Origin of the sequence: Rhodanobacter sp. MP1X3 (genome assembly GCF_014207165.1) — a bacterium.
Classification (GTDB): Bacteria; Pseudomonadota; Gammaproteobacteria; order Xanthomonadales; family Rhodanobacteraceae; genus Rhodanobacter.
The window spans coordinates 143,099-163,998 of record NZ_JACHCO010000001.1 but is presented as its reverse complement, the minus strand read 5'-3'; the positions used below and the strand labels follow the sequence as shown (position 1 = coordinate 163,998).

22 protein-coding genes are annotated in these 20,900 nt (G+C 59.7%); 11 read left to right on the top strand and 11 right to left on the bottom strand.

Annotation, left to right across the window (positions count from 1 at the left end; all coding sequences use genetic code 11):
* Positions 1–32: 32 nt before the first annotated feature.
* The 6 genes from HDE79_RS00675 to HDE79_RS00650 form a co-directional block, all read right to left on the bottom strand.
* Positions 33–1,721 (bottom strand): SulP family inorganic anion transporter, encoded by a 1,689-nt coding sequence (locus HDE79_RS00675; protein WP_184600007.1) that lies wholly within the window; start codon positions 1,719–1,721, stop codon positions 33–35.
* Complete coding sequence (locus tag HDE79_RS00670; protein ID WP_184600006.1) at positions 1,718–2,326, bottom strand: ParB/Srx family N-terminal domain-containing protein; 609 nt, start codon at positions 2,324–2,326, stop codon at positions 1,718–1,720. Before HDE79_RS00670 ends, HDE79_RS00675 begins: the two co-directional genes overlap by 4 nt.
* A gap of 83 nt (positions 2,327–2,409) precedes the next feature.
* Positions 2,410–3,114 (bottom strand): YafY family protein, encoded by a 705-nt coding sequence (locus tag HDE79_RS00665; RefSeq protein WP_184600005.1) that lies wholly within the window; start codon positions 3,112–3,114, stop codon positions 2,410–2,412.
* A gap of 271 nt (positions 3,115–3,385) precedes the next feature.
* Entirely contained in the window at positions 3,386–3,790 is a 405-nt protein-coding gene (locus tag HDE79_RS00660) for a GFA family protein (protein ID WP_184600004.1), read from the bottom strand.
* Positions 3,787–3,990, bottom strand: a complete 204-nt coding sequence (locus tag HDE79_RS00655) for a hypothetical protein (RefSeq protein WP_184600003.1) — start codon at positions 3,988–3,990, stop codon at positions 3,787–3,789. The genes HDE79_RS00660 and HDE79_RS00655 overlap by 4 nt, the downstream gene beginning before the upstream one ends.
* 12 nt (positions 3,991–4,002) lie before the next feature.
* Positions 4,003–4,611: a DJ-1/PfpI family protein gene (locus tag HDE79_RS00650; protein ID WP_184600002.1), complete on the bottom strand. Its 609-nt coding sequence runs from the start codon at positions 4,609–4,611 to the stop codon at positions 4,003–4,005.
* A 177-nt stretch (positions 4,612–4,788) separates the two neighbouring features.
* On the opposite strand from HDE79_RS00650, the gene HDE79_RS00645 reads away from it, so the two are divergent.
* The 6 genes from HDE79_RS00645 to HDE79_RS00620 all read left to right on the top strand — a co-directional run bounded on the left by HDE79_RS00645 (position 4,789) and on the right by HDE79_RS00620 (position 12,569).
* The gene (locus HDE79_RS00645; protein ID WP_184601046.1) at positions 4,789–5,823 is read left to right on the top strand and encodes a class 1 fructose-bisphosphatase; all 1,035 of its coding nucleotides are present in this window, start codon (positions 4,789–4,791) and stop codon (positions 5,821–5,823) included.
* 691 nt (positions 5,824–6,514) lie between these two features.
* Positions 6,515–7,105 carry a hypothetical protein gene (locus HDE79_RS00640; RefSeq protein WP_184600001.1) on the top strand — a complete coding sequence of 197 codons (591 nt, stop codon included), beginning with the start codon at positions 6,515–6,517 and terminating at the stop codon, positions 7,103–7,105.
* Entirely contained in the window at positions 7,105–8,355 is a 1,251-nt protein-coding gene (locus HDE79_RS00635; RefSeq protein WP_184600000.1) for an AAA family ATPase, read from the top strand. Before HDE79_RS00640 ends, HDE79_RS00635 begins: the two co-directional genes overlap by 1 nt.
* 77 nt (positions 8,356–8,432) lie before the next feature.
* Positions 8,433–9,446 carry a hypothetical protein gene (locus HDE79_RS00630; protein WP_184599999.1) on the top strand — a complete coding sequence of 338 codons (1,014 nt, stop codon included), beginning with the start codon at positions 8,433–8,435 and terminating at the stop codon, positions 9,444–9,446.
* Between the two features lie 14 nt (positions 9,447–9,460).
* Positions 9,461–10,366: a patatin-like phospholipase family protein gene (locus HDE79_RS00625; RefSeq protein ID WP_184599998.1), complete on the top strand. Its 906-nt coding sequence runs from the start codon at positions 9,461–9,463 to the stop codon at positions 10,364–10,366.
* Positions 10,367–10,520: 154 nt separating this feature from the next.
* On the top strand, positions 10,521–12,569 hold the full coding sequence (locus HDE79_RS00620) for a S9 family peptidase (protein ID WP_184599997.1): 2,049 nt from the start codon (positions 10,521–10,523) through the stop codon (positions 12,567–12,569).
* A 10-nt stretch (positions 12,570–12,579) separates the two neighbouring features.
* Here the strand turns inward: HDE79_RS00620 and HDE79_RS00615 are convergent, their stop codons facing one another.
* Positions 12,580–13,698, bottom strand: a complete 1,119-nt coding sequence (locus HDE79_RS00615) for a PA0069 family radical SAM protein (RefSeq protein WP_184601045.1) — start codon at positions 13,696–13,698, stop codon at positions 12,580–12,582.
* Between the two features lie 182 nt (positions 13,699–13,880).
* Between HDE79_RS00615 and HDE79_RS00610 the strand changes: the two genes are divergently transcribed.
* From HDE79_RS00610 to HDE79_RS00590, 5 genes are all read left to right on the top strand, one after another.
* The gene (locus HDE79_RS00610; RefSeq protein ID WP_184599996.1) at positions 13,881–14,108 is read left to right on the top strand and encodes a hypothetical protein; all 228 of its coding nucleotides are present in this window, start codon (positions 13,881–13,883) and stop codon (positions 14,106–14,108) included.
* Between the two features lie 145 nt (positions 14,109–14,253).
* Entirely contained in the window at positions 14,254–14,556 is a 303-nt protein-coding gene (locus tag HDE79_RS00605) for a GlsB/YeaQ/YmgE family stress response membrane protein (RefSeq protein ID WP_343205887.1), read from the top strand.
* Between the two features lie 308 nt (positions 14,557–14,864).
* Positions 14,865–16,805, top strand: coding sequence for an acetate--CoA ligase (acs, locus tag HDE79_RS00600; RefSeq protein ID WP_184599995.1), 1,941 nt, complete (start codon positions 14,865–14,867; stop codon positions 16,803–16,805).
* Between the two features lie 69 nt (positions 16,806–16,874).
* Positions 16,875–17,513: a 4'-phosphopantetheinyl transferase superfamily protein gene (locus tag HDE79_RS00595; RefSeq protein WP_184599994.1), complete on the top strand. Its 639-nt coding sequence runs from the start codon at positions 16,875–16,877 to the stop codon at positions 17,511–17,513.
* A 94-nt stretch (positions 17,514–17,607) separates the two neighbouring features.
* Positions 17,608–18,351 carry a pyridoxine 5'-phosphate synthase gene (locus tag HDE79_RS00590; RefSeq protein WP_184599993.1) on the top strand — a complete coding sequence of 248 codons (744 nt, stop codon included), beginning with the start codon at positions 17,608–17,610 and terminating at the stop codon, positions 18,349–18,351.
* Between the two features lie 98 nt (positions 18,352–18,449).
* Here the strand turns inward: HDE79_RS00590 and HDE79_RS00585 are convergent, their stop codons facing one another.
* From HDE79_RS00585 to HDE79_RS00570, 4 genes are all read right to left on the bottom strand, one after another.
* On the bottom strand, positions 18,450–18,857 hold the full coding sequence (locus HDE79_RS00585) for a biopolymer transporter ExbD (RefSeq protein ID WP_184599992.1): 408 nt from the start codon (positions 18,855–18,857) through the stop codon (positions 18,450–18,452).
* Positions 18,858–18,860: 3 nt separating this feature from the next.
* Positions 18,861–19,286 (bottom strand): biopolymer transporter ExbD, encoded by a 426-nt coding sequence (locus tag HDE79_RS00580; RefSeq protein ID WP_184599991.1) that lies wholly within the window; start codon positions 19,284–19,286, stop codon positions 18,861–18,863.
* A gap of 10 nt (positions 19,287–19,296) precedes the next feature.
* Positions 19,297–20,070 (bottom strand): MotA/TolQ/ExbB proton channel family protein, encoded by a 774-nt coding sequence (locus tag HDE79_RS00575; RefSeq protein WP_184599990.1) that lies wholly within the window; start codon positions 20,068–20,070, stop codon positions 19,297–19,299.
* A gap of 70 nt (positions 20,071–20,140) precedes the next feature.
* On the bottom strand, positions 20,141–20,797 hold the full coding sequence (locus tag HDE79_RS00570; protein ID WP_184599989.1) for an energy transducer TonB: 657 nt from the start codon (positions 20,795–20,797) through the stop codon (positions 20,141–20,143).
* Positions 20,798–20,900 lie beyond the last annotated feature (103 nt).

The window sequence follows — 20,900 nt, the reverse complement described above, 5'->3', positions numbered from 1 at the left end:
TCACTGCGTCTACCTTCACTCAATCTGCTCCTTCAACGTTTAATGCCAGCCATAACCATTGACGGCGTTTCGATACCGCTGGCGGCATCTTCCACGCTCCAGTAATCCAGTGTCGGCGGCGGCAACTGGGGCAGCGCCGCGATCAACAGCAATTGACGCACGGCATCCTTCAGTCGCGCTACCCGCAACTCAATATTTCGTGCGTGCAGCCAATCGGCAAAATCGGCCAGCGCTTCCAGCGCGCTACTGTCGAGGTCGGGCGATTCCTCCAGACTGAGGACGACGCACGATACCGAACTTTGTGTGGCGAGCGGCTGCCGCGGATCGGCTTGCATGAGCACACGCTGTCGCGCTAGAGCCAGCATCGGTTCGGCGTTGGCGAAAAACAGGGGCTCTTCCGGCCGCAAAATCATCATGCCGCTCGGCGGCAGCGCCTGCGGATGCTGCGCGATATCGACGAAGTCATGGCTATCGGACAGACGGCCCAGCACGCTCAGCCGCGGCGTGGCCAGCGTGCGCAGAAGCATCGCCAGACTGAAACCGATCGCTACCAGCAGGCCATTCAGCACACCCAGCGCGATCACGGCCAGCACGGCGGCCAGCGCCACCAGCCGGTCGCGCCGCCACTTCAGGTACGGCGCGAATACACCCAGGCGCAGCGACTTGCTCACCGCGTGGATCACGATCGCCGCCAGCACCGGTACCGGGATGCGCTCGATCCACTGCAGGCAGGTCAGTACCAGAACCAGCACAGTAGCCGCCGCGGTCAAACCGGCCAGCCGCGACTGCGCACCTGCTGCTTCATTGGCCGAGCTGCCGGAGTAGCCGGCACCGACCGGCATGCCGTGGAACAAACCGGACACGACATTGGCGACGCCCAGCGCAGTCAGATCGCGATTGGCAGCCACCGGCTCACCGTGCTTCAGTGCGAAGCTGCGGATCGAACTGTAGGACTCCGCATACAGAATCAGCATCAGCGCCGCAGCCAGCTCCAGATCCGGTAGCCACTGTGCGCGATCGGGTAAAGCCGGCGCGGCCCAGCTCAGTGCGAGATGGATCACACCGGTCAGCACCACACCGTGCTCGGCCAGCCAGCCGGAACCGGCAATGCCCGCGACGATCACCAGCAAGGTACCCGGCAAGCGGCGCAGGCGTTCCAGCAGAAACAGCAACAGCAACGCAGCGATGCCGCAGCCAAGGCTGGCACCATGCCATTCGTGCACGCGCTGAAGCAGCTCACCGACCAGCGGCACGAAACTCGACTGCTTTGCCGCCAGACCGACCAGGTTGGGCCACTGCTTCACCGCGATCACCAGCGCCAGACCGAAGGCGTAACCGCGCAGCACGGGCTTGGCGATCAGGTTGGAAATACCGCCCAGCCGCGCAGCGCCGGCCAGCAGAAAGCATGCGCCGGTCATCAGCACCAGCAGCGCGGCAAACGCTGCGCGCAGCGACGGATCGCCGCCGCTGACCGCCACGCTCGCCGCGGCCAGCACCGCGGCTGATGACGATGTGGCCGACACGATCGCATAGCGACTGCGCCCGATGACGCCGTAACAGACCAGGCCGGCGAACAGCGCGATGACGCCGGCCTGTGGCGGCAAACCGGCGATGCTGGAATACGCCACCGCTTCGGGCAACAGCAGCCCCGCAATCGACAGGCCGGCCAGCAGATCGGCCGATCGCGATGACGACGGCTCTGCCGCGGCGACCGGGTTCATGCGATCAAACCGCTCCAGCCCGGCAGGTACGCCGTCTCGTGGGTGTGCGCGAGCGCCAGTGCCTGTTTCAGCGCCCGTCCGCCCGGCTGCTTGTTCTTGAGCTTGATCCGCGGGCGCAGAAAGTCGGCCCACAGAAACTCGGCGTATGGCGTGGCGTCCTTGGCATAACCGCCCGCCTCGCGCACTCGTGCCGACAGCGTGCGGTAAGGATCATCGGTGAGATCGGTGAGCTTGGCCGGAAAGGCGTCGTAATCGGCGCGATGACCGTGTGCATCGTAGGGATGCGCCCAGCGGTTGAACTCCATCGTGCGCCAGAACACCTCCGGCTCCAGCCAGGAAAAGTCCCGCTGTACCAACACGGGAACGCTATCGACTTTTTCCTCGATCAGCGCCAGCCCGAGATGATGATGATCGACGATATAGACCTTGCCGCCAGGACCCAACACGCCGGGAAACCAGTGCCGGCTCAAAAGCTCCTTGCGCTTTTTCTTGCTGATTTGCTCCCAACCGGCGCGCTTCGCGGCCACCTCGGCATAGCCGACAGTGAGCTGGGTTGGTCGCAGGTCAGCCGGAGCCACCTGCAGCTGTGGATGATGGGGTTGCATGGCATGGCGTCCTCGTGGTTGCGTGCGCGCCAGCGTACTCGTCATCGAGCGATGGTGCACGGCGCTGACCAAGGCGACACGCCCTAGCTGTGATCGATCATGCTGCCGCCGACAGCCCGCAGATAACTGGTCAGGTTGCGCTCGGCCGATTCCGCACAGACTTCGCCGGTCGACTCGCAAACGTCGATGCGGTCCGGGCGAAAATTTCGGAAGTCCTGCCGGAGGCGGCACCACGCACCCAGCGTCCATGCGCCACCCCAGAACGACAGGCATAACGGCTCGATCTCGCGCGCACTGCTGCGTCCGCTCTCGTCACGATAGTCCAGCCGCAGCACATGGTTGGCAACGATGGCTGCATGCAGGCGATCGATCATTGCCGCGAACTCGGACTGGTGCTGATCACGCCATACCGGCGCGAAAATCCGCGTACGCGCCGCACGTTCGCGCAGATCCGGCGGTAACACGGCCTCGATCTTCAGCAATGCGGTCTTCGCGCTCTCGGCCAGCCGCACGCCAGCGAACGCCCGGACAAAACGCGTGCCGACCACCAGGGCTTCGAGCTCGTCGGCATTGAACATCAGCGGCGGAATATCCGAACCCTTGCGCAGCACATAGCCGACCCCGGCTTCGCCCTCGATCGGCACGCCGGACAGTTGCAGGTCGGCCACGTCGCGATAAACCGTGCGCAACGACACACCCAGCGTCTGCGCAAGCTGGCGAGCCTGCAAAGCCGTGCGTCGACCGCGCAAGGCGTGAATGATGAGGAACAGGCGATCGGCGCGGCGCATGGACGTATCATCGCCGACGTTGGCAGGCGTGGCCACCGCCATGCGTCATGCACGGAGCGAAAATAAACGCCGTGTGAGATCGCTTTGTCACCATGAAAAACGACGTGCATACAAAGGCACCACTCAGTCCGCTCAAGCTTGCTGCGCCGCGATCAATGGCGCAGCGTTAGCCGAGCGCGTATTCAGCGCGCCATAGAAGACAATCGGTGGATGACTCATAAGCTGGCTCCAAGTTGGAAACGGTGTCGAATAGCGGTGGTCGATTCCGTGATCAGAGATGTCGCGTTTCCGCGGGCGACGACCGCCAGTTGTTGTTGCGGCCATCGGCAAAATGTAGCGGAGCGTCGATCAGCTCCTGCGGCTCAACACCATCAAGGCAGGCAAGATTCACGCTGACAAAATCACCGCCGAGCACCTCCAAGTGACCACGACCGAACGGCTGCACGCCACAGTGCCGACAGAACAGGTGATGCATGCTATTGGTACCGAACTGATAATCGGCCAAGGCGTCCTCACCGCTCAGCAGTTGGAAGGCTTCGGGCTTCACGATCACACTCCATGCCCGCGTCTTGTAGCAAATGGAACAATTGCAGCGCCCCGTGCCCGTAACGAGATCGATGTCCGCCTCGTAGCGGATCACCCCGCAATGGCAGCTTCCCTGATAGTTCTTGATCATGGTTTGCTCCTCTGAGATGGAACGATGTGGCGCAGCCCTGTCAGTGCGGCAAGCAGCAGACGTGGACATGTCTGACGTGCCGGTCTGAGGGGATCATCCTGCGCGTCGACGGACGGCCACTTGTACTGTCCGTCCATCAGCAGGCCACGTAGATACAGCGGCCGGTACGCCGCCAGCACACGATTCAGTAGTGGATTCATCGTCATCCTCTCTTATGCCGCCACGGCTTCACCGACGTACCACGGCGGCAGCTGGGCATGTTTGAACAGGCGGTACCAGTGTTCGCGATCGCTGGCGTTGTAGAGATCCAGCGTATGGATGATCTCGTGCGCAAACTCCACGCTACCGAGGTGACTGGCAGTAATCACACCGCCATCGCTCACCGCGAGAACCGAAGCGTCGTATTGCCCTTCACCCGAATAAGCCTTTACCTGGCAGGCAATCTGCCCCGGCCAGTTACCGGTATGACAACAATGGTCGAGCAGGCCGGCGCGGGCCAGCGCCAGCACACCGCTGTCAATGCCGGCGATCGGTGCGCCCGCGGCATGCACATCACGAATGAGCTTGACCGCTTCGTCACCCTCGCCGCGCAACCAGAGATGGCCGCCGGGTACGATCAGCATTGCCGCGCGAGCAAGGTCGATCTGCGCCAGCGAGACGTTGGGCTGCACCGTGAGGCCGCCCATCGACACCACGGCGGCCACCGAGAATCCGGCCGTCTGCACCTGCCAATCACCCGGACGACGGATCTCGCTTAGCGCCAGTGCTGCCTGCCAGTCGGCAAAGCCTTCGAACGTCAGAAAATAGACGGTATCGCGCATGTCGTTTCCTCCCTTGTGGACGTGCAGCTTGGCCCTCCCCTGCTGCCACCGTGCTGTCAGTAGTCGGGCAATGGCATGTTCGTTCGAGCCGTGCTGCGGGCATGGCTAGCGCGGTTCAGCCGGAGCCAGGACAATGCAGGCTTCCTTCGCCATGGCTCACACATGAAACCAAGCTCGATGAAACCCGTCTCGCTGATCCAGTTCCTGATCGAGGAACGCCGCGCCGGCCACATCAACGCCGAGCTTTCACTGCTGATCGAAGTGGTCGCACGCGCCTGCAAACGCATCGCGGTAGCCACCAACAAGGGCGCGCTGGGTGGCGTACTGGGCATGGCTGCAGGCGATGGCGACGCCGCGAGCATCAACGTGCAAGGTGAAGCGCAGAAAAAGCTCGACGTGATCTCCAACGAGATCCTGCTCGAAGCCAACGCCTGGGGCGGTCATCTCGCGGCCTGTGCGTCCGAAGAGATGGAAGACCCGCAGCAGATCCCGGACGGCTATCCGAAGGGCAACCACCTGTTGTTGTTCGATCCGCTGGACGGCAGCTCCAACATCGACGTCAACATTTCGGTCGGCACGATCTTCTCGGTGCTGCGCTGCCCGGATGATGTCGTCGAACCGAAGGCGGAGCACTTCCTTCAGCCCGGCACGGAGCAGCTGGCCGCTGGCTACGTGGTGTACGGCCCGGCGACCACGCTGGTGCTCACGTTTGGTCACGGCACGCACGAATTCACGCTGGAACGCGAGGTCGGCAGCTTCATGCTCAGCCGTCGCGGCATCCGCATTCCCGAAGAAGCCACCGAGTTCGCCATCAACATGTCGAACCAGCGCCACTGGCAGCCGCCAATGCAGCGCTATATCGGCGAGCTGCTGGCCGGCACCACCGGTCCGCGCGGCAAAGATTTCAACATGCGCTGGGTCGCCTCGATGGTGGCCGACGTGCACCGCATCGTGACCCGTGGCGGCGTGTTCTATTACCCGCTGGACGCGAAGATCCTCAAGCAGGGGGGCAAACTGCGGCTGATGTACGAGGCCAACCCAATGGCCTTCATCATCGAGCAAGCCGGCGGCGCGGCCACCACCGGGCGCGAGCGCATCATGGAACTGCAACCGACCGGACTGCATCAGCGCGTGCCGGTATTCCTGGGCTCGAAGAAAGAAGTCGAGGTAGCCACGCACTATCACCTGGTCGCCGACGGCGCGCAGGGCTGATGCTTTGTTCGCGCTTCGTCGAGTAGTCGCAGCTTGGTCACCCCCTTCACCACACGGCTTTAGACGTGCTGAGGCAGACGCTGCTCAAGCAAGAAATTGCGAGTAAAATCATGCTTTGCGTAATGCCCCACGACGTGAGCACGCGTGGCTTGCTAATGCGCGAACTACTAAGCAAGATCAGGATAAAATCAGAAGTTGAAAGTGAATCTGATCGTCGTCGGGCGTCCTTAGGCAGTTAGTTCTTCCCACTTGTGTCGAGCGAAAAATATGGTTGATGTGTGCCAATACACTCGCGAGACCCGACGACGAAAGTGCACTGAGAGCATGGATACGATTCTTCGATGTGGGCGTGCTTCGTTCGAATTAAGCAATCTCTATAAAAGCAAAGATCGGATGGGGTAAAGCACAGCAGCCACACCGCTGACTTCGAATGGCAGCTAGCTAGTGAAAGCGCCAAGTCATTGGCCGGCTTTTTCATCGGCAATAACCCGAGTTCACAGTGCTCGGAATAAGCCGGTTTCGGCAGACTATGCGCCGTAATTCAACATTCACTGCATGAGGCTGTTTGGTGAACGACCATAGGAATGGGGAACCAGCCGCAGCGCCAATTGTACAAAGCAGTAGACCGCGATCAGCGGCCTTATCCCTGATCGCAAAGTCCCTGTTTGCGACGATTCTGTTGACAGGTGCGATGGCTATTGCCAGTTACACACTATCCAATGGCATCGGCCAACACGGTGACCACGTTTCATCATCGGAACTGCAAGCACGCCTTGCGGCGTTCCGCGCGCTCGAACCTCTGAATCTATCACTGGTATCCGCGAGCGATATTGATCGAGCTGTGCAAGGAATGCAATTGAGTTCGGCCGCTGCTGCGATGCTAAAAGAAGATCTGCTCAAGACGTCATCCGCCGCGCCATCACCACCAGCGCTGTCACCGAAAAATATTCCTGATACTCGTCAGCAAATGCCACAAGCCTCACCCGCTCAGGCGCAGAGCTCAAGGTTACGTCTAGTGTGGATTACGTTATGGGACACCGATGTTGAAGACGGCGATATTGTTAGGATCGAAAGCCAGGGCTATTCCCGCACTGTCAAGCTCACCAAAAAAGGCGATACCTTTGCGGTGCCTATACCTGCCAGCGGCGTCATACGCATAACAGGCATCAGCGATGGTGACGGCGGAGGCATCACCGTCGGACTGGCCTCGGGTGGCGCCAAGGCCGTTTTCCCCATTATGAGTGAAGGCCAGATGCTTGGGCTTAGGGTAAAGGTGAATTGATGCGCTGGCTTACTTCCCTGGCCGCACGTCTTATGCCGTTGGCCTTTCTGCTGATAGCTGCCACAGCTGTCGCGCAGTTCTGGCTACAACATGCGCCAAGCGGTCTCGCCATCGATGGCTATCTAGATAGCGCAAGCGCTTTTCTGGGCAAATATGCCTGGTGGGAAATGGGCGTTTCACTTGCTTTATGGATGATTTTTTTCATGGGTTATTTTCGCGAGCGCCACCGCGTCGCATATCCCGATTTGGTTGATGGGAGCAGGATCATGGACATACTTGACCGTTTAACCAATCGCTCGGCACTGGAAGCCAAGCTTGCCAGCCAGCCGGAAGCCATTTTTATCGATGCCGAACAGCTGGCAATCGCACTCAAAGCCAAAGTCATTGGCCAGAACGGAGCCTGTGATGACATGGCTGCGCAGATCAGGCGTCGTCTAGCACTCAAGCAACGAGGTAAGCCGGTTGGCGTATTCCTGCTGGCTGGGCCACCGGGAACTGGCAAGACTTATCTTGCCAAGTGTCTTGGCACCGCGTTGCAACGCAAGCTGCTGCATTTCGATATGACGCAATTTTCCAGCGGCGGCCATGGAGCCACGCAATTGTTCGGCTCCGCAAAAGGCTACGTCGGTTCGGATGTCTATGGAAAGCTCACTTCGGGACTACGCGATGCGCCCGACGCCGTGGTGCTGCTCGATGAAATAGAAAAAGCGCATGCCGATGTGCAAAAAAACTTTCTTACTGCATGGAACGATGGCTTTGTCACGGAAGCGTCCGACGGTAAACAGATCTCTACCACGCAAGCCATTTTCATCCTGACGACTAATGCGGCCACGGACGCATTGCAGTCTCTGAGCGAGTTGCACGCCAATGATTCAGACGAATTGCGCCGCACATCGACGAATGCACTGCGGGAGTCGGGTTTTGCGCCAGAAATCATCAATCGTCTGGACCGGATATTCTTTTTCAAGCCGTTATCGGGCCTCGACGTCGCTCGCGTGGTAGCGCTTGAGATCGAGTCAATGATCAAAAGCTATGGTCTGAATGTAAGTTTGGGCGGCATCGACCCGGAAGTCTTGTACGACATGATGCGCCGTCAAGGGCGCCTCGGCACGGCTGCCTCAGCGCGCGATCTGGTTCGCATTGCTGAAGAGTCGATCGCCGACACGCTTATTGAAGCGAAGCAAAAGGGCCACACCAGGGTGTCGCTGGTCACTGTAGACGGCCGTGTCATCGCGAGGCCGGAAACGTGAGCTCAACTAACTCGGAACCTTGGTTCCGAACATTCCGACGATTGTGGACCCGAGCGCCGCTTTGGCGCTTGATTGGCATGTCAGCTGCTGCGCTGATGCTTTTATTCGTTTTATTTTCGCGCTACCCCGCCGACCGATCGGCCTCAACCGGATCGACCGGCAACGCTCGCTACATCTCACAAGCTTCCAATAGCGCACCTGCCGGCATAAACGCCGCGAATATGGCGGCAGCTTCAACAGTCCGCGCTCCTTCTCATGCCGTTTCAGCAGATACGCCATCACACGTATTATCTGCAAAGGGCTCTCCGCCGCTTCGAGCTTCAAGGCTGGCTGCATCTATTCCTAAGGCACATACCGCAAGTCTGTCCTTAGCAACACCGGACTCCCAACTAAACGCATCAAGCGGGCTCGATAGCGGATTAGCCGGCCGTAGCTATAGCGGTTCAATGAGGGTCAATGGCTTTAGCGTGCCGCTGCCGACCGGAAACTGGCTAATGCTTGCAAATGACAACGTCAAGCTACCAACCGCGGCAGGAGAGCTGATTTATATTGGACAAATAGCGAAGAAGCGCTTGATTGGGCTAATCAGAATTACCGCCGTCCGCAGTCTTGAACAACCGGGGACTGGTTTTCGGGTGGCTCCAGGTTGTATCGATCATCAGGAAGACAACAACTACGTGATGTCGGAAGAAATGATACCCAATGGGCACCAAGCTTGTTGGATCATCGGCATTACAAACACCAATTCGCTTCAACAATGGGCTGATCGCGCAGCAAAGATCGATAGCCTAAACCGCGCAGCAGCCGGCGATCTCGCTGCCAAGGGCGTCAGTTATCCTCAGGACCTTATAGATGTCCGATTCACCAGAGCAGAGACCTGGGGGGTTCTTGAAGTAAAGTATTTTTTCAGCCCAGAGACTGCAGGAATCACGTCGAACGAAGCTCTATCACCCCGTGACAGCGATTGGTTCGTGCAAAATATCTCCCGTTTTCCAGAAAAGCAGGCCTATGTCGACAAGCTGAAGCAATGGGCCACACAATTCTGGCCACGGTTCAAGAGCGCCTTCGACAACGGACAACCGAGCAATTAGTGCTACAGAACTCTATGTTGCGACGTCTTCGATACCTGCTCGGCCTACTTGCCCTGTTTGCGTTAAACGGTTGCTTCCCTGATGCCAAGCCACCACCACCGGCCGCTGTGGCACAAATCAGACTCAAGATCGGCCTCGCCCTCGGTGGCGGCGCGGCAAAGGGCTTCGCACATATCGGCGTGATCAAGATGCTGGAGGCCAGCGGCATCCATCCTGACGTGGTGTCCGGCACCAGTGCCGGCAGCGTGGTGGGGTCGCTGTACGCGGCCGGCATGGATCCGTTCCAACTGCAGGAGCAGGCATTTGCGCTGGACGAGGCGAAAATCCGTGACGTACGCATTTTCTCTGGCGGCCTGGTGCAGGGGCAGAAGCTGCAGGATTACATCAACACGGCAGTGAACCACCGGGCGATCCAGGATCTGAAACTGCCATTTGCCGCGGTAGCCACGCAGCTGGAAACCGGTGAGCGCACGGTGTTCATCCGCGGCAATACGGGCCAGGCCGTGCGCGCGTCCAGCAGCATCCCGGGCGTGTTTGAACCGGTATTGATCGGTGACAAGCATTACGTCGACGGCGGCGTGGTCAGTCCGGTGCCGGTGGACGCGGCGCGCCAGCTTGGCGCGGATTTCGTGATCGCCGTGGACATCTCGTCTACACCCAGCGGCAGTAATCCACTAGGCATGGTGAATATCGTCGGCCAGTCGATCACCATCATGGGACATCAGCTGGGAAAGCAGGAGCTGGCCCGCGCTGACTTCGTCATCCGACCCAACATCACCGGTATCGGCGCCACCGATTTCGAACAGAAAAATCAGGCGATTCTCGAAGGTGAACGGGCGACGCTGGCAGCCATGCCGGCGATCAAGGCCGCGATCGCGGCGCGACGGGCAAGCCTGATGTTAGCACCTGCCACTCCATAGAGGCCCTCGTCGCAGCTCCGGCGCTGCAGGGCACGGCGATGCGGAAGCTCGTGCAAACGACGATAGCCGGATGACCGCATTGATCGGGACTTTCGTCACTTGGTGCGCGCCCGGTCGGCTGCTAGCGTGAGTGCTTGTGCTTGAAGGATCCACCATGACTTACCGTTTGCGCGCCGCTGCCCTGCTCGCCCTTGTCGCCGCCACACCGGCGGTGCTTGCCGGCACGTCCGCCATCGATCCCCGCATCGAGAGCCTGCTGACCCAGCTTGGCAAGGTCAAGCCGATCCAGGCTGCACAACTGTCACCGGACGGACGGCAGCTTGCCTGGGTCGTCGAGAGCGATCACAAACCGGGCATCCAGATCGCTGATGCCGATGGCAGTCACGCGCGCTCTGTCGATCCGTCGGCCAAGGCAGGCAGTTGCAGCCAGAACGAGATCGCCTGGGCACCGGACTCGCGTCACCTGGCTTACATCTCCGACTGCAATGGCGCGCTCAACAAGGACGAGGCGCGCCCGTCACAAATCGTATTGGCCGATACGCAAGGCAAGGGCGAGCCCGTTGCGCTGACCACATTGAACGGCAACGCCCAGGCGTTGCGCTGGTCCAGCGACGGCAGCCGCCTGGCATTTCTTTACGTGGAGGGCGCGACCCGCCGGGCAAGCGCGGTATATGCGGCCAAACCCGCGGCCGGTGAAATAGGCGTGGATGGGCTCGAAATACAACGCGTCGCTACCGTCGCTGCCACCGGCGGTGCGCTGCAGGTGCTTACGCCCGCGAGCAGCTACGTCTACGAATTCAGCTGGTCGCCGGATGCCCAGCGCATCGCCTATGTATCGGCGCCAGCGCCGGGCGACAACAACTGGTGGGTGGCCAAGCTGTATGTGCAGAACGCGCAGGCAAATGCCGAAGCCACCGTCTTGGTCGACCCAGGTAGCGTCAGTGGCAATCTGCACGGGCTGCAGATTGCCCTGCCTCGATGGTCGCCGGACGGCTCGCGGATTGCCTTCATCGGTGGACTGATGAGCGACCAGGGGTCGACAGGTGGCGACATCTACGCCGTGCCATCTCGCGGCGGCGGCGTGACCAACCTCACGCCTGGCATACGCGTCACACCAGCGTGGCTGAGCTGGAACAACGATCAACAACTGCTGGTGTCGCAGGTGCGCGGCGGCGAGAGCGAGATCGCCGAGTATCACGTCGACGGCAACAGGGCCACGCAGGACCACGTGCTGTTCAGCGTGCCGGCCAGCGTCAGTGACGGCACGGACGAGATGGCATTGTCACTGTCACACGATCACGCGCAGCTGGCCTATGTGCAGAGCTCCTACACCGATGCGCCGGAAGTGCACGCTGGTGTGCTTGGCAATACGGCGCCCAAAGCGGTCACCACCATCAATGCAGCGCTGAAGCCCACCTGGGGCAAAGCGGAATCGGTCGAGTGGAATAACGAAGGTCGGCACGTACAGGGTTGGTTGCTCTATCCCGCCGGCTACGATGCGAGCAAATCGTATCCGATGATTGTGATGGTGCACGGCGGCCCGTCCGCCGCCGTGATTCCACGCTGGCCATCGGTCGGCTTTGGCGGTGTGCCGTTCTCGACCTTGGGCTATTTTGTGTTCATGCCGAATCCGCGGGGCAGCTTTGGCCAGGGCGAGGCTTTCGTGCAGGCCAACCGCAAGGACTTCGGCTATGGCGACTTGCACGATACCCTGGCCGGCGTCGACACCATCGAAAAAAAGCTACCAGTGGATGACAAGCGGCTTGGTCTGACCGGCTGGAGCTACGGCGGGTTCATGAGCATGTTCGCGCCGACGCAGACACAGCGCTTCCGTGCGGTGGTGGCCGGCGCGGGCATTTCCAACTGGCAGAGTTACTACGGCGAAAACCTGATCGACCAGTGGATGATCCCGTTCTTCGGCAAGTCGGTGTACGACGATCCGGCGGTCTACGCGAAAAGCTCGGCGATCAATTACATCAAGCAGCTGAAAACGCCGATGCTGATCGTCGTCGGTGATCGCGACGCCGAATGTCCGGCTCCGCAGTCGTTCGAGTTATGGCATGCGCTGCGCGCGCAAGGCGTCACAACCTCGCTGGTGGTTTATCCAAACGAGGGGCATCACTTCGTCGATCCGGCGCATCAACGTGACGTGCTGCAGCGCGCGCTGGCCTGGTTCGGGAAATATCTGCCGGCGTCGAAATAAGTCGCTACGCTCAAAACAAGTCGCCCTGCGGCGAAGGTTTTCGCGGCGGCACGAAGCGTGAGCTATCGAGCTTGAGTTCGCGCGCGCGACCGTAGCCGTGCCGACGACTGGCGATGTCGAAACGACGACGCAGCAGATCGGCGAAAACACCTTGCCCACGCATCCGGGTAGCGAAGTCGCTGTCGTAATCGCGCCCGGCGTTCATCTGCTGCACCAGGCTCATGACGTGATCGGCGCGCTGCGGGGCGTGCAGTGCCAGCCATTCGCGAAACAGCGCTTTCAACTCATACGGCAGGCGCAGCGTGGTGTAACCGGCGCAGCACGCGCCTGCTTCGGCGGCTTGCGCCAGTACGGCCTCCATGTCCTTGTCATTGAGCGCAGGGATGATCGGCGCCACCAGCACGCCGACCGGGACGCCCGCATCGCTGAGCGTGCGTATGGTCTTGATCCGCCGATGCGGTGCGCTGGCGCGCGGCTCAAGCTTGGCAGCCAGCTGATTATCCAGCGAATTGACCGAGACAAAGACCTGCACCAGGTTTTCGCGTGCCATCGGCACCAGGATGTCGAGATCGCGTTCAACCAGCGCGTTCTTGGTGACGATGGTGCAGGGGTGATGGCATTCGGCCAGCACCTGCAGTGCGGCGCGCGTCAGCTGCCAGCGCTTTTCGATCGGCTGATAGGGATCCGTATTGCTGCCGATATTGATGGGGCTGACGACATAGCCGCGCTTGGCCAGATCGATGCGCAGCACCTCGGCGAGATTGCTCTTCGCACGCAGCTTGGTTTCGAAATCCAGTCCGGGCGAGAGATTGAGATAGCTGTGCGATGGCCGCGCGTAGCAATAGATGCAACCGTGTTCGCAGCCGCGATACGGATTGATCGCCTGGGTAAAGTGAATATCCGGCGAGTCGTTGCGGCTGATGACGCTGCGCGCGCGCTCTTCGGTGACTTCGGTGCGTGGACGCGGTGCAGTTTCATCGAGCAACTCGTGCGACCAGCCGTCGTCTTCTGCATGATGGCGGATGGTTTCGAAGCGGCCCTCCGGATTGGATGCCGCCCCGCGCCCCTTGATCGCGCGACCTTCCGGCTTCGACGAGTCGTGAAGGTTTGTTGGCTGCTCGTTGTCCATCAACCGATGGTGCCATCGCGATGTCTCAACGACCGCGACATCCGTCAGCACCGGCGCCCATGGCGGAAAAATGTTCGTGCGCAGCGCCCTGATGATGCCAGGTGCGAGGCGTTTGCCGGCCGGTTTATGATGCACGCGTCCAGCTCTCGCTGGCGTTGTGTTTACCCTGATCGAGGTCTGCCATGCGCTGGTTGATGCTGATGGTTACGCTGTTGGCCGTCGTGCTGTGTTTCACCCGTCACACGGGCGGCGCCATGGGATGGTGGCTGTTTATCAGCGTCATCGGCGCGTTCGCCACAGCGCTGGCTTTTGCGCAGGCAAGAATTTCCGGCAACGCGCGCAGCGAAAGCCTGTCCGAATACGATCTGAAGCGGCTACGCGAAGGCAAGAACCCGTTGGGACGTGACTGACACGGCACAGGCAGCGCCTGCGCATTTCCGCTGTATCGACGCGATCAGCCTTGGAATGTTGCTTGGTAGTCATTAGCCACCCCAAACCCCATCACAGTGAATGCACATCGGGCAACGGAAGCTTGCTCGTCAGCGGCTTTGGGGTGTGCGCCGCTTGCCTGCCACCTCGTCTACCTGGGAATTTACGATGGACGGATATAGCTTACTTATTTTTCTCTTTATCGGCGCCATGGCCGGCTGGCTAGCCGGACTGATCGTGCGTGGTTTCGGCTTTGGTCTGCTTGGCAATATTGTGGTCGGCATCGTTGGCGCGTTTCTCGCTGGCTGGCTTTTGCCGAAGCTCGGCATTCACTTTGCTGTCATCGGACCGATTGTCACCAGCATCCTGCACGCGATGATCGGTGCGATTGTTTTGTTGGTGATTATTGGTCTTTTCAGGCGCGCTTGATTCAATACATTCGACTGATTTGTATGGCGTGATTTAGTGCGGCCGATCTAATTCAAACGACCTGTATGGATCTACGGAAATTGATCCGCGAAAATTGATAATGTGTCGCAAAACGCAACAGTGTGAATTGTTGCGTTTTGCATTTTCAGACTCAAAAAAGGCCATCGTGATTTCGATCGCGGAATCTTTTGCCTCGCGTCATCAGCATGGCCACTTGCGGTATTACACTCGGCCACTGGCTGTGGCGCGATGCGCCATGATGATTTCCTGCTGGTGCGGTTTTTCACCGGCTCTGCGCGAGGCTCACCATGTCCAAGCTTTATCCTGTCAAGCCCGAATTCGCTGCCAAGGCACGCATCAGCAAAGCGGATTACACGCGGCGGTACGCCGAATCGATCGAGGATCCGGACGGCTTCTGGGCAGGCGTTGGGCAGCGGCTGGAGTGGAGCAAGGCACCAACCAAAATCAGCGACGTCTCGTTCGATCCGAAAGACCTGCACATTCGCTGGTACGAGGACGGCATGCTCAACGTGACAACCAATTGTCTCGATCGGCATCTGGCGGAGCGGGGCGACAAGACGGCGATCATCTTCGAAGGCGATGATCCGAATGAGTCTCGTCGCATCAGCTATCGTGAGCTCCACGCCGAGGTATGCAAGTTTGCCAACACACTGAAGCATCTTGGCGTGGCCAAGGGCGACCGCGTCGCGATTTATCTGCCGATGCTTCCAGAAGCAGCCGTAGCGATGCTGGCTTGCGCGCGCATCGGTGCGATCCACTCGGTGGTGTTTGGCGGATTTTCGCCGGATTCGCTGGCCGGTCGGATTGCCGACTTCACCGCCAAGCTGGTCATCACCGCCGATGAAGGCACGCGCGGAGGCAAGAAGATCGCGCTGAAATCCAATGTCGATGCAGCGTTGGAACGCCCCGGTACCCATAGCGTGGAGACGGTTATCGTCGTGCGTCGCACCGGTGCCGCGGTGCCGATGCAGTCGCCGCGCGATCGTTATTATCACCATCTGATGGATGGCCAGACGGCTGAATGTCCGGCAGAGCCCGTCGAAGCAGAGCATCCGCTGTTCATCCTCTACACCTCCGGCTCAACTGGCAAACCGAAGGGCGTGCTGCACACGACCGGTGGTTATCTGGTCTACGCCAGTTACACGCATGAAAGTGTTTTTGATCTGCGCGAAGACGACGTGTATTGGTGCACTGCCGACGTTGGCTGGATCACCGGCCATAGCTATGTGGTTTACGGACCACTGGCCAACGGCGCTACCACGGTGATGTTCGACGGCGTACCAAACTATCCGGACTACAGCCGCTTCTGGGACGTAGTGGACAAACACAAGGTCACGCTGTTCTACACCGCGCCGACCGCCATCCGAGCACTGATGCGCGAAGGCGAGGCGCCGGTGAAGAAAGCCTCGCGTGCTTCGCTGCGCCTGCTCGGCACGGTTGGTGAGCCAATCAATCCCGAGGCATGGGAGTGGTATTACCGTGTGGTCGGCGACGAGCGCTGCCCAATCGTCGATACGTGGTGGCAGACCGAGACCGGCGGGATTCTGATCACGCCGCTACCCGGTGCCATCGACGTCAAGCCAGGGTCGGCCACGCTGCCGTTCTTTGGCATCAAACCAGCGATCGTCGATGCAAACGGTGAAATACAGCAGGGCGCGACCGAAGGCAATTTGCTGATTACCAACTCGTGGCCGGGGCAAATGCGCACGGTCTATGGCGACCATCAGCGCTTTATTGAAACCTATTTCAGCGCCTACCCCGGCAGCTACTTCACTGGCGATGGCGTACGCCGCGACGAGGACGGTTACTACTGGATCACCGGACGCGTCGATGACGTGATCAACGTCAGCGGCCATCGCATCGGCACGGCAGAAGTTGAGAGCGCGCTAGTGGCCCATCCCAAGGTGGCAGAGGCAGCGGTAGTCGGCTGTCCACACGATATCAAGGGCCAGGGTATCTACGCTTACGTGACATTGGTGTCTGGCGTGGAAAGTAGCGACGAGCTGCGGAAGGAGCTGGTGGCATGGGTACGCAAGGAAATTGGACCCATTGCTACGCCGGATTACATCCAGTGGGCACCGGGTTTGCCGAAAACGCGCTCGGGTAAAATCATGCGCCGCATTCTGCGCAAGATCGGTGAGAACCTACCCGACCAGCTGGGCGATATTTCCACACTCGCTGACCCCGGCGTCGTGAAGAGCCTAGTCGATGAGCGACTGATCAAATAGCCATCCGATGAATCCTGATGCTTTGCTGCAGAATGCCAGCACTCGTTGTGCTGGCGGTAAGATCCAGGCATGAAATCCACGGATATGCAGAGCATCGGGCTGATCGCTCAGCGGCTGCGCGATGACGAAGTACACGTGTTTCGCCTGTCATATAAACGACAGCAGAAACGCAACCCTTTGCAACAGGTGCTGGGCGCGTATCTTGGGATACCCAGCGATGACGTCGCACTGGTCGATGGCGAGTTTGGACGACCAGCGCTTGATCCGGCGCACGACGCATCATTGGGATTCAACTGGTCACACAGCGGTGATTACGCGCTGATCGCGATTGGAAGACACCTCACTCCCGGCATAGATATCGAACGCCGACGTGATCGCGCGCGCGCGCTGGATATTGCCGAGCACTATTTCTGCAAGGCCGAACTGGCCGCTTTGAATGCGCTACAGACCGAAACACGCAACGTCGCGTTTCTCGAATTATGGACAGCAAAGGAAGCTGTCTTGAAGGCCGTCGGTCGAGGTATCGCGTTCGGGCTTGATCGCCTCCATGTGGCGAATGAGCATGGACAACTCATGCTGCACTGGCTCGACGGTGATGACGCTCTTGCCTGGCAGTTGCAGCGACTTGATGTCGGCGACAACTATTTCGCTGCTCTGGCCTGGCGTGGCCCGGCAAGACAGATCCAAAGCTGGATAGTTGCGACATAAGCTTTGAGCGATACAACACCGTTCACGTCGCTCGGCTAATCTAGGCATCGCTATCCCGCGCATCATCTTCAACTGATGGAATCGTTTCGCCGCCATGACTTTGCTCAGCGTCAATCTCAATAAAATCGCAGTTCTGCGTAATTCGCGCGGCGGCGATGAACCGGACATCTGCAAGGCGGCGCAGACCTGCATTGAGTCCGGCTGCGGCGGCATTACCGTGCATCCACGGCCCGACCTTCGCCACGTGCGACCGGACGACGTGCGAGCGCTGGCCGCGTTGCTACGGGGTCGGGTGGAATACAACATCGAAGGCAATCCGTTTGCCGGTGCGCGCGGAGAGTATCCCGGGCTCATTGCGCTCGCTCGCGAGGTACGGCCGACACAGGTGACCCTGGTGCCGGATAGTGATGGTCAGATCACCTCCGATCACGGTTTTGATCTCGAACGCGATATCGATCGCCTGCGTCCGCTGGTGGCCGAGCTGCTTGAGCTGGGTTGCCGCGTCAGCCTGTTTGTCGATGCCGGTACCGAAAATTTCGATTCGGCCGTGGCGATTGGTGTCGAGCGGATCGAAATTTATACAGGTCCCTATGCGCAAGCGTTTGTCGAAGGAAAGCCGGGCGTAGCCCTGGCCGCCTGCGCGGACACCGCCCGCCGGGCACAACGGGCAGGATTGGCAGTCAATGCAGGACACGATCTCAGTCAGGCGAATCTAGGCACCTTCAAGGCAGCGATTCCAGGATTGGCCGAAGTATCGATCGGGCACGCTTTGATCGGTGAAGCACTGTATGAGGGACTGGCCGTGACCGTACGCAACTATGTGCAAATCCTGCGCTGAGCATTGTCGATAGCTGTCACTGAAGTTTCAGTCCACCAAAAACAAACCCCCGCTCGAGGCGGGGGTTTGTTTTGTAAGCAATTTGAGAAACTCTCAGATCACTGGCTATCGGCAAATCCAATTTTGGTCAGGTTGTAGCTCTTCGCATCTGCCAGCACGCGTGCCACATACTGATAGGCCGCTGCGTCGTCTGCCGCGATCTGGATTTCAGCCGGATCCGGCTGCTGGGCGATGACGGCCAGCTGTGCCTTCAAGCCCAACTCATCCACCGGCGTATCGTTCCAGTAGAACGCACCACTCTGATCGATCTTGAGATGGATAGGATCCTTTGGATTGGTCGGTGGAGGGATGTTTTGATTCGGCTGCGGCAGATCGACCTTGATCTTGAGCGAAAGCACCGGTGCCGTGATCATGAAAATGATCAACAGCACCAGCATCACGTCGACCAACGGCGTGACGTTGATGTCCGCCATCGGGCCGCCGCCGCTATTGCTGGTAAAGGCCATACGTCACTGTCCCTTCAATGGAGCGGTGGTCAAGAATGCGACGTGCACCATGCCCGAGTCTTTTGCGTCACTGATGATCTTTTTCACGATCTTGAACTCGGTCGACTTGTCGGCACGGATCTGCAGTTCCGGCTGCGGCGTCTGCTGAGCCTTCACCAGGAACTGCGCCTTCAGCTCAGCTGCCGTGATCGGGTGATCGTTGAAATACAAGCTGCCATCCTGCTTGACCGCGAGGTCCAAAGGCGGTGTTTTGACTTCCTCGTCCTTGGACTTCGGGTTGGCCGTCGGCAAATCGATCGTCACCGTGTGCGACATCAGCGGCGCAGTGATCATGAAGATGATCAGTAGTACCAACATCACGTCGACTAGCGGCGTGACATTGATCTCCGACATCGGACCACCGGAATTACCACCTGAGCTCATAGACATGAGTCAGACCTCACTTCAGGGTCGGTGCGGCGCCTTCGACGCGCGAGCCGGTAGCGAAGAAGTCGTGCAGGTCATGCGCGAATTCGTCGAAGCGAGCGTACGTCAGACGGTTGGAGCGATTGAAGAAGTTGTAGGCGAGCACGGCCGGGATGGCGGTGAACAGACCGAACGCGGTCATGATCAGAGCCTCACCGACGGGACCTGCCACGGCGCTCATCGAAGCGTTGCCGGTAGCTGCAATGCCGATAAGAGCGTTGTAGATACCCCAGACGGTACCGAGCAGACCGACGAACGGTGCGGAAGAACCCACCGTTGCCAGCAGGGTCAGACCACCTTCCAGACGCAGGCTTTCGCGCGACACGGCCTGACGAAGCGCGCGGTCAATGAATTCCGAACGGCTCAGCGACTCGGCGAGGCGGCCGGCACCGGTTGAAGACTGCTGGTGATGGGCCACTGCCGAAGCAGCGTCGAGTGCAATCTTCGAGAACGGTTCGCCCTTGGGCTGCGCTTCGAGCTCGCGAATCGCGTCCTGGGTGGAGCCGTTATTCCAAAAACCGTCAATCACTTTGTCTCGGCGCGAATTCACCATCGCATTGCGGATCGCATTGGCAATGATGAAGTACCAAGAGGAGAAGGACATCACCACCAAGGTCACGAAGACGATCCAGCCGAGGGCGTCGAAGTGATGTATCAGGTGGTCGAAGCCCATCTGCTTCATGGCTTCGGCGTTGCTGGTGCCGCCCGCTTGTGCGGCGTCGGATGCTGCAGGAGTCTGTAAGAACATAACGCTACCCATAGGAAGTCAAGCGTGAACTGTAACTGTAATCCAATGACGTCGGATGACAGATGATTAATTACTCGGCCAAGTTGAAGTTGATTGGAACGCGTGCATAGCCTTCCACCTTCTTTCCGTTCTTGACCTCCGGATTGAAGCGCCACTTTTGTACCGCATCCATTGCCGCGCGATCCAGTTCGCGGAAGCCGCTGGATTTTTCCACCTTGACGTCCTTCGGTACACCATCCAGGCCGACCAAGATCAGCAAGGTCACCGTACCCGTGTGATGCTGGCGTACGGCCTGCGGCGGATAACTCGGCTGTGGCCGATTGCCGTAGCTGAGATCCGAACCAGCGGCGATGTCGGCCGGCGGTGCTGGCGGCGACGGCGGCGACGGCGGCGGTGCCTGTACCGCATTCTGCGATACCTCATCCACTGCCGGCGGCGGAGTCGGCGGCGGCGGGGTCGGTGGTGGCTTGACCTGCTGGATGATTTTCGGCGGCGGCTGCTTTGGCGGCTCCGGCGGCGGCGGCGGCGGTGGCGGTGGCGGTGGCGGCGGCTCGATGAAATTCACCTTGACGACCTTTTCCGCTTCCTTGTTTTCCTGATGCGGGGGGGCCATCGGCGCCACCATCAGCAAGAACGCAAATGCGTGGAGTCCAATCGCGAATGCAAGCGCCAGCGTGCGCTTCCAACTGAAGGCATCGTTCTCGTTTTCGTGGTTACTTGAGGCCATCTTTCACTGTCTGAAGCTGATCAATCGGGAGAAAACGTTGCCGCAGGGCGTGGCCTGAAACCGTCTGGTGTATGGACGGAACTCGCCGCTGGGGAGACGCAGG

Coding starts and splice junctions, on each gene's coding strand:
- HDE79_RS00585 (WP_184599992.1), bottom strand. CDS start 18,857: ATGGCCTTTACCAGCAATAGCGGCGGCGGCCCGATGGCGGACATCAAC.
- HDE79_RS00655 (WP_184600003.1), bottom strand. CDS start 3,990: ATGAATCCACTACTGAATCGTGTGCTGGCGGCGTACCGGCCGCTGTAT.
- HDE79_RS00625 (WP_184599998.1), top strand. CDS start 9,461: ATGTTGCGACGTCTTCGATACCTGCTCGGCCTACTTGCCCTGTTTGCG.
- HDE79_RS00650 (WP_184600002.1), bottom strand. CDS start 4,611: ATGCGCGATACCGTCTATTTTCTGACGTTCGAAGGCTTTGCCGACTGG.
- HDE79_RS00675 (WP_184600007.1), bottom strand. CDS start 1,721: ATGAACCCGGTCGCCGCGGCAGAGCCGTCGTCATCGCGATCGGCCGAT.
- HDE79_RS00575 (WP_184599990.1), bottom strand. CDS start 20,070: ATGTTCTTACAGACTCCTGCAGCATCCGACGCCGCACAAGCGGGCGGC.
- HDE79_RS00630 (WP_184599999.1), top strand. CDS start 8,433: ATGTCAGCTGCTGCGCTGATGCTTTTATTCGTTTTATTTTCGCGCTAC.
- HDE79_RS00635 (WP_184600000.1), top strand. CDS start 7,105: ATGCGCTGGCTTACTTCCCTGGCCGCACGTCTTATGCCGTTGGCCTTT.
- HDE79_RS00660 (WP_184600004.1), bottom strand. CDS start 3,790: ATGATCAAGAACTATCAGGGAAGCTGCCATTGCGGGGTGATCCGCTAC.
- HDE79_RS00615 (WP_184601045.1), bottom strand. CDS start 13,698: ATGGACAACGAGCAGCCAACAAACCTTCACGACTCGTCGAAGCCGGAA.
- HDE79_RS00595 (WP_184599994.1), top strand. CDS start 16,875: ATGAAATCCACGGATATGCAGAGCATCGGGCTGATCGCTCAGCGGCTG.
- HDE79_RS00580 (WP_184599991.1), bottom strand. CDS start 19,286: ATGTCTATGAGCTCAGGTGGTAATTCCGGTGGTCCGATGTCGGAGATC.
- HDE79_RS00640 (WP_184600001.1), top strand. CDS start 6,515: ATGGCTATTGCCAGTTACACACTATCCAATGGCATCGGCCAACACGGT.
- HDE79_RS00610 (WP_184599996.1), top strand. CDS start 13,881: ATGCGCTGGTTGATGCTGATGGTTACGCTGTTGGCCGTCGTGCTGTGT.
- HDE79_RS00645 (WP_184601046.1), top strand. CDS start 4,789: ATGAAACCCGTCTCGCTGATCCAGTTCCTGATCGAGGAACGCCGCGCC.
- HDE79_RS00665 (WP_184600005.1), bottom strand. CDS start 3,114: ATGCGCCGCGCCGATCGCCTGTTCCTCATCATTCACGCCTTGCGCGGT.
- HDE79_RS00670 (WP_184600006.1), bottom strand. CDS start 2,326: ATGCAACCCCATCATCCACAGCTGCAGGTGGCTCCGGCTGACCTGCGA.
- HDE79_RS00620 (WP_184599997.1), top strand. CDS start 10,521: ATGACTTACCGTTTGCGCGCCGCTGCCCTGCTCGCCCTTGTCGCCGCC.
- HDE79_RS00590 (WP_184599993.1), top strand. CDS start 17,608: ATGACTTTGCTCAGCGTCAATCTCAATAAAATCGCAGTTCTGCGTAAT.
- HDE79_RS00570 (WP_184599989.1), bottom strand. CDS start 20,797: ATGGCCTCAAGTAACCACGAAAACGAGAACGATGCCTTCAGTTGGAAG.
- acs (WP_184599995.1), top strand. CDS start 14,865: ATGTCCAAGCTTTATCCTGTCAAGCCCGAATTCGCTGCCAAGGCACGC.